The following is a 7,184-nucleotide window of genomic DNA, read 5'->3' as shown; positions in this document are numbered from 1 at the left end:
CAACCTCCTCTTCCACCTCGGACTCACCTACACCGCCACCTACACCGGCGACACCAACCACACCGCCAGCACCGCCCACGCCCACCTCCTCTAACCACAAGCAACACCACGGTGTGGCCCCCGCCAAGCGGGGGCCACACCCACGTCCGCTCCAACATCTGCAGCAAGCGCCGAACATCACGGCGGCCACGACCAGCCGGCTCCTGCAGGTTCGGGCTGGCGGCCGGCTGGAGCCGGGCAAACGGGGGCGAGAACCCGGGCCCGGGCTCCGCAGGAACCCTCGGAGGTGAGCAGCATCCTGGAGGCCGCCCTGCGCTACCAGTTCTTCGGCCCGGAGTACCGCTCGTTCCTGGCACAAGGGCAGCAGCAGCGCCTGCAGACGGCGGAAGTCGCGGAGAAGTTCTCCGCCATCATCATGGGACCCGCAGAACTCCTCACCACGCCAGAGCTGGCGCAGCGGGTCGGATGGGCTGCTGACCTGGTGTCCGCAATGGTCACTGCCCTGCTGGCCGACCACTGGAACACGGACGACGTGGACGTCCTCGCATCCGGCCTGGACGGCGGGGGCAGGAAGCGTTCCCGCGAACGCCTGGATGGCGCTGCGCCGCCTGGGCTGGACCACCGCGCCGCCCGAGGGCATCCGCGTCAACGACCGGATCGTTCGCATGGCCCAGGAGCAGGCCGGGCGTGCTCTGGCTCGGCGAAGTGGCGTTGCGACCTTGCCGGCGGGGTGCTCGCGGCGTGGCCCGCCGATTGGGCCAGGCGCACTGGCGGGGACTGGGAGGCGGTTCGTGCGGCGGTGCCCGGTGGGCAGCATCTGCCGTCCAGTGTGATCAAGGGCCGCACGCGGCAGATTGCTACGTTCGTCACGAAGCACGGCCGCTTGCCGGTCGATGTGTTCGAGCTGGAGAGCGCGCCACGCGTGGCCAAGATGCTGCTGCTGTCGGCCTGTGACGGGCAACAGGCCACGATCGAACGCGCCGACGACGAGCCGGGCCGCGCGCTGCTGCGCCTCCAGCTCCCCACCCGGCCTGATCCTCGGTCCTACCAGGACTGGAGATGGGTCGCCTGCCCGATCATGCTCGCCCCGACGATACCCGCCGGCGCGGTGCTGCACCCTGCCGACCCTGCGGATGATCGGCACCCAGGTGCGCGCCGATCTCGCCTACGCCCACGCCATTGCCAAGAGCGCCCGCACCGGGCACACCCTCGCGCTCGGCGTGGACTGGGCACTGGGGACTGGGGACCCTGCTGTTCGTGGGCGCGGTGCGCCTGCACGACGACGGCCGCATCACCGCACTCGGCTCCGGTGCCCAGTTCCGCGCTGCCGGTGTCCTGGCCAAGCAGCACCGCCTGCGCCGACAGTGTGAGCGCCTGCATGCCAAAGTCGACCGGTACCAACGGCTCATCAACGGACGCACCGCTCCTGACGTGCCCTTGGAAACCAGGAGCACTCTCCTGCGAGACGAGGTCCGCGCGGTGTCTGAGCGACGCTCGAACCTCAACAACGCGCTTGCCTGGTCCGCTGCCCGCTGGACCAGGTTATCGCCGCCCGGGCGAGCGTCATCTATGTCGAAGAGCTCCGCTCCTTGGAGGCCAAGGGCATGGGCCGCACCATCAACACGCGCATGTCCCAACAGGTACGCGGACAGATCGTGGACTGTATGCGACACGTGGCAGCCGAGGTGGGTATCGCCGTGGTCACCGTCCCGGCCCGCGACACCTCCAAGCACTGCCCCCGGTGCCTCACCCCGCTGCGGCACCGCAAAGCCCCCGACCGGCCCACCACCGCGGGCTGGAAATGGGCCCTGCGCCCATCGTGCGGCTGGCAGGGCGACCGCGACCAAGGGGCCTGGAAGCGCATCGCCGCACGCGGCCTCACCCACCAGAGCAAAGCCGTTACCAACCGCACCAGCGGGGCCATGGCCATTCGCACGGTCGTGGACAAACTCGAAACAGGCGCGGTCATCACACCCACGCCCAAGACCGGGTGGGACCGGTCCAAGACCAGACCCACCCAGCACAAGCCCACCCGTCCGACGCCCGTCCGACGCCCGTCCGACGCCGGACACCCTCCCCAGCACGACCCAACGGTGGTGCCGGCCAGCGTCGGGAGGGACACGCTCACACGGACCGGACCCCGCCGCCCCGCAGCCGACCGGTACCAGGGCGTGACGACGATCAGCACACCCACCAACCGGCACAGACCGCGAGGAGCAGCACTGGGCGCAGGATTCCACCTGCACGCTCACGCTACCGCCCCACGGTGGGAACACATCCTCAAACCAGACACCACTGACACAGGATCATTAAGCTGATCAGAGACGCTGGCACCGCACCGCTCAGCTCCTCTTCCTGGCGCCGCCGGCCCGCCCCGGGCGAGGGCATCACGGGCACGGCCGCCCGGTGGCCGCGGCCGCTCAGCCGCTGAGCGGCAGGGTGATGCCGGGCCTGACCGGCACCGCGTCCGGGTGGATGCGGCTGACGGCCGTGCCCACGGCGGCGAACTCGACCGCGTGCTCGCCCCAGAAGCGGTGGTCGTCCACGGTGGTGCCCACGATCCCGTCCGCGCTCAGCTGCCGGCTTTCGTCCTGCATCCTGGCCATCGCCAGCTCCCGTGCGTCGTACAGCGCCTGGGTGAACTGCGCCAGCTCCCTGTTCTGCCCGGCCTGCGAGAGCATCTGGCGCAGCGACTGGTGGGCGACGTGGTAGACGCAGTTGCCGAGCACCAGCCGGCGCGGCAGCCAGCCGTGCTGCCACAGCGTCCAGAAGTCCTGACCCGAAAGCGCGGTGGTGAACGGCTTGCCGTTCGGGGACCGGTAGTCCTTCCCGTCGCTCGCGCGCACGGCGGTGCCGACCGCGGTGAACTCGATGACGTCGCTGAAGAAGGCGTAGTTCATCGGCCGAAGCACCACGCCGACGACGCCGTCCGCGCCGAGCTGCGCCGCCTCCGCCTCCATCCGGCCCATCGCCAGCTCGCGGACGTTGTACATGGCCTGGGTCTGGGTGACGAGCTCCTGGCTGACCTTCCAGCCCGCGCCCTGCAGCCCCACGTGGTAGACGCTGCTGCCGAGCACCATGCCCAGCGGCTCGAAGCCCGCATCGCCCAGCAACACGAACTCGTTGACCGACAGGTCGGAGGTGAAGCACGCACGGCCCTGGCGTGAGGCGTCCAGGCGTCCACGGGCGACATCGGACACATCGAGCTGGGGCGGAGTCGTCATGGCGGCCTCTCAGTACGCTCATCCTGCACAGACAGCCGATCCTAGTAGCGACACATCCAAGACGGCCCGAACCGACATGCCGTGCCCCACCGGCACCCGCCTCTCCACCTCCACGTACACCGTTCCTGATCAGTGAGCAGGAGTGGGGCTTGGACTCATGGTTCGTCACTGCGCGCGTCCCGAACGGTTGCGCAGGGCCCGTTCCCGCCTCGGCGTGCGTCGTGAGTAATCGCGGGGTGCGGAGCCTGAGCCCGGATCCACCGATCAATAGCTGGTCCAGGGCCTGGACATGAGGGCGCGGATGCCCTCTGACCTGGGTGATGGGACTTCCTACGGTTCCAAGTCCACAGAGCGAGAGAACATCCGCGAGCTGCAATTCTTCCCATGCCGTCGTGGCGGTCCGCGCTGCCTTCGACGAGTCGAACCTGGTCGCGGATGCTGGGCTGGTCCGCTTGGCCGAGCGGGCCGGCCTGCCGGGGATGGTCGCGCAGAGACTGCGCATCGACGGGGCCGACAACGGCGGCGGCGCCAACCCGGGCGCGAAGGCGATGACACTGGTAGCGGCTACGTGTGTGGGCGCGGACAGCATTGACGATGTGGACCGGCTGCGGCACGGCGCGATGGACAGGCTCTTCAGCGGCGTGCGCGCGCCCTCGACCCTGGGCACGTTCCTGCGCTCGTTCACCCACGGGCACGACCGCCAACTCCACCGGGTGCCCCGTGCCTTCCTCGCCAGCCTGGCCCGCTCGACGCCGCTGCTTCCAGGCTCCGACCAGGTCGCGTTCATCGACATCGACCCCACCCACGGTGATCCCGGGCGGGAGGACCGCCGCCGCCATGGCCCACGCCCTGGCCAGAGCGGTGATGGACCTCGACGAACAGATCGGTGCCCAAGGACTCCGGACGTATCAGCGGCGCATGCGCCGGCAAGTCCCACATAACCTGCCCACCAAGCGTCACCCTCGCCCTGACAAATCCGATTGGGAATCAGTGGCTGGTCTGGCGCAGCATCGTTTTATGTTCCTGCCTGAGAATCTCTGACTTCTGCGGGGACGTCCACTGCTGCGATGTGCCTACCGGTGCTTGGGGGCAGGCGCCGACTGTACCGAGTGCGGCAACGCTCTGTGGGAATGCGAGTTGCTCGAGCCCCCGCTCGTTGAGGCCCCCTGCTGATACTTCGGAGTGTGCGTGCTCTACAGGTGGCAGGTGCGCGAGCCGGTCCTGGTCCAAGGCGGTGCGCGCGGTGGGCGCTTCGCGGTCGGCAGACTGAGCCGGTGCGGCAGCCCGGCGGGCTTCGGCCTCGGCTTTCCGCTTCCATCTCAGCGTCAATAGCGCTAGTTCGCCTAAGCCCCAGATCCGCCCCTCTCGGCTTCCTTTAAAATATGAGCACCATCAGGACCCTTCTCGAATAGCTTGGTGAGCTTATGCCCAATGCCAAAGCTTGCAACATAACGATCCACCACCCCAACAGCCTCTTCCTTCCTTGCTTCCCGGGCGGCAATTTTCAGATATGCAGTCACCTTTTGCGAAAGGTCATTGATGTCGAAAATCTTCTCGACGGCTTTAATGGTGGATATATCCGAACTACTGTCCATCTCTCCCTTGATTGACATATATTGACCCAGGAGTGACCTTGCGTCCTCGACGCCAAGATTACCCTTGCCACCGGGCAGCTCGCACTCCTTCAGCGCTTTGATCTGCCCGGGTCCCTGCAGCCGCCCCCCTAGCTTCTCGAGAGAATCGATCTCGCCTGAGCTCTCATCAAATAAGGCATGATCAATCTCCTTCAATCTCTCATATTTAAATTTTGCCGGAATTTTGTTTTCTTTGCAGTAGTCAGTCACACCCTTGGCGACAAGCGCACCATAGTGGATCGTTTTAGCTTCCTCTTCCGGCGAGCCCGGATTAACTAAACTCCCCGCGGTTCGTGTCGATTGGAATCGCCTTAAGATCTGTTCCGCGGCACTCTGGCCATTTTTTGGCATTCCATTCAGCCCTTCACCGATGACCTGGAGTTCCACTTCATCCATGATGCACCCCCTGGCACATCGGGAAACGTTCCGAGACGCATACTGATCTTTATGCAGTCTCTTGACGCTTCGCCAGTTTCTGCTAAGCCGGACGTATGGGTGCAGTCACAGGGCGTCCCCTGGGGGCTGCGGAGCGTGAGGCGCGGCGGCTCGAAGCCCGCATCGCCCAGCAACACGAACTCGTTGACCGACAGGTCGGAGGTGAAGCACGCATGGCCCTGGCGTGAGGCGTCCAGGCGTCCACGGGCGACATCGGACACATCGAGCTGAGCCGAGTCGTCATGGCGGCCTCTCAGTACGCTCATCCTGCACAGACAGCCGATCCTAGTAGCGACACATCCAAGACGGCCCGAACCGACATGCCGTGCCCCACCGGCACCCGCCCCCACGTACGCCCACACCCCATGGCCCGGAGAGCCCCGCGGGTCCGGCCGGGCGGCTGCGTCAAACCGGAGCAAGCCCACGTCGGAACAGAGACGACAAGAACGCGGGCGACCAGCGCACCCAAAACCGTTCGGGACGCACGCAGTGATGAACCGTTGGTCCAAGAAACTCCTGATCACTGATCAGGAACGGTTACTGGCAGGGGGCGTGTGTCAGGTGATGGTTCACGCCTCGGGTGGAAAGGTAGGCGGCTGCGAGTGTGACCAAGGCCGCGATGATGAGGAGAAGGATCCGGAAGTCGAGCGCGGTGATGAGGGCGGCGGCGAGTGCGACCGCGGTGGTGTCGGGCAGGGAGAGCGCCAGATTGAGCGCTGCAGTGGTGCGGCCCATCAGGTGAGGCGGAGTGCGCCGTTGGAAGAGGGTAGTGATGCCTACCGTGATCCAGGGCAGGCTGGCCCCGATGAACGCGCAGCCGGTGAGCGCGGCTGGTATGGATGGGACGGCCTCGAGGAGGAACCCGACGGCGGCGCATGCGAGCCCGGCGGTGGTGAGGCGCGTTTCGTTCAGGCGGCGTAGCAGGTGGGCCGCGTTGGCGCCGGCGGCGATGGAACCGGCTCCTTGGAATGAGACCAGGACGCCCAGGAAGGCATCAGGGCGGTGCAGTCCTTGGCTGACGACAGCGAAGATGGTGGGTTCGGCGAGGCCGAATGCCCCCATGGCGAGCGCGGCGGCAGCGGTGCACTGGCGCAGGGCGGGTGTTTGGAGGATATGCCGGGCGCCAGCGGCGGCTTCGGCAAGCTGGTGCCCGCTGGACGGCGTGGGGAGGTCTTCGCAGGTGCGTAGAGCCACGAGTGTGGTGCCGGCCACTACGAAGCTGGTCGCGTCGCCAATGATTACCGGTACAGGTCCGAACCCGGCCAGAAGACCTGCGCCAAGGAGTGGAGTGATTACTCGCATCCCCCATTGCATGGTCTGCAACATGCTGTTGGCCGCGCCCAGGAGTTCTTCTGGAACTATGGCTTGGAGCAGGGCGGCTTGGGCCGGGGTCAGGATGGCGCCGGAGATGCCGTAGCCGAACATGACCGTGTCGATGAGCCAGACCTGACTGGGCCGGTGGACCAGCAGCAGGGTCAGGACGAGCACGGCAGTGGTGGTATTGACGATGATGAGCAGCGGGCGGCGGCGTGTGCGGTCGACGAGGGCGCCGGTGAGCGGGCTGGCCAGTGAACCGAGGGAGAGCATAAGGATGCACAGGCCAGCGGCGGAGGCGCTGCTGGTGAGCATCTTGACCCAGATCGCAACGGCCAGCCACAGGGCGAAGTCGCCAAGTACGGACAGACACTGTCCGGCGAGGTAGAGGCGTATGTTGCGGTCGGTGAGAAGATGTCGCATGGGCAAGACCCGCTTCCGGGGGTATTCCGTCGGGTGCCCCCGGGCGAGGGCGTCTGATGGCTCACCTTTCGGGATGGCCAGCCGCGATCACGCACCGTCAGAATTCAGCACCGCTCCTTCTGGGTACTACCCAGGATCCTCCTAATTTGCCATG

The 7,184-nt window shown here is 66.6% G+C and carries 5 protein-coding genes; 2 read left to right on the top strand and 3 right to left on the bottom strand.

Going from position 1 to position 7,184, the window contains the following annotated elements; all coding sequences use genetic code 11:
- Window positions 1-1,604: 1,604 nt before the first annotated feature.
- Window positions 1,605-2,318 carry a zinc ribbon domain-containing protein gene (locus P3T41_RS33605; RefSeq protein ID WP_348533718.1) on the top strand — a complete coding sequence of 238 codons (714 nt, stop codon included), beginning with the start codon at window positions 1,605-1,607 and terminating at the stop codon, window positions 2,316-2,318.
- A 102-nt stretch (window positions 2,319-2,420) separates the two neighbouring features.
- Here P3T41_RS33605 and P3T41_RS33600 read toward each other — a convergent pair whose 3' ends face one another.
- The gene (locus P3T41_RS33600) at window positions 2,421-3,224 is read right to left on the bottom strand and encodes a heavy metal-binding domain-containing protein (RefSeq protein ID WP_280694410.1); all 804 of its coding nucleotides are present in this window, start codon (window positions 3,222-3,224) and stop codon (window positions 2,421-2,423) included.
- Between the two features lie 392 nt (window positions 3,225-3,616).
- Between P3T41_RS33600 and P3T41_RS33595 the strand changes: the two genes are divergently transcribed.
- Window positions 3,617-4,165, top strand: a complete 549-nt coding sequence (locus P3T41_RS33595) for a hypothetical protein (protein WP_280694409.1) — start codon at window positions 3,617-3,619, stop codon at window positions 4,163-4,165.
- Between the two features lie 402 nt (window positions 4,166-4,567).
- Here the strand turns inward: P3T41_RS33595 and P3T41_RS33590 are convergent, their stop codons facing one another.
- Window positions 4,568-5,254, bottom strand: coding sequence for a hypothetical protein (locus P3T41_RS33590; protein ID WP_280694408.1), 687 nt, complete (start codon window positions 5,252-5,254; stop codon window positions 4,568-4,570).
- Window positions 5,255-5,830: 576 nt separating this feature from the next.
- Window positions 5,831-7,030 (bottom strand): MFS transporter, encoded by a 1,200-nt coding sequence (locus tag P3T41_RS33585; protein ID WP_280694407.1) that lies wholly within the window; start codon window positions 7,028-7,030, stop codon window positions 5,831-5,833.
- Window positions 7,031-7,184 lie beyond the last annotated feature (154 nt).

The sequence above is a fragment of the Kitasatospora sp. GAS204B genome (genome assembly GCF_029892155.1).
Lineage (GTDB): Bacteria > Actinomycetota > Actinomycetes > Streptomycetales > Streptomycetaceae > Kitasatospora.
The sequence above is the reverse complement of the archived record's forward strand: the minus strand, read 5'-3'. Positions and strand labels throughout refer to the sequence as shown.

Bases quoted from the DNA above. Each gene is read 5' to 3' on its own strand.
- P3T41_RS33605 (WP_348533718.1), top strand. From the start codon at position 1,605: ATGGGCCGCACCATCAACACGCGCATGTCCCAACAGGTACGCGGACAG.
- P3T41_RS33585 (WP_280694407.1), bottom strand. From the start codon at position 7,030: ATGCGACATCTTCTCACCGACCGCAACATACGCCTCTACCTCGCCGGA.
- P3T41_RS33600 (WP_280694410.1), bottom strand. From the start codon at position 3,224: ATGACGACTCCGCCCCAGCTCGATGTGTCCGATGTCGCCCGTGGACGC.
- P3T41_RS33590 (WP_280694408.1), bottom strand. From the start codon at position 5,254: ATGGATGAAGTGGAACTCCAGGTCATCGGTGAAGGGCTGAATGGAATG.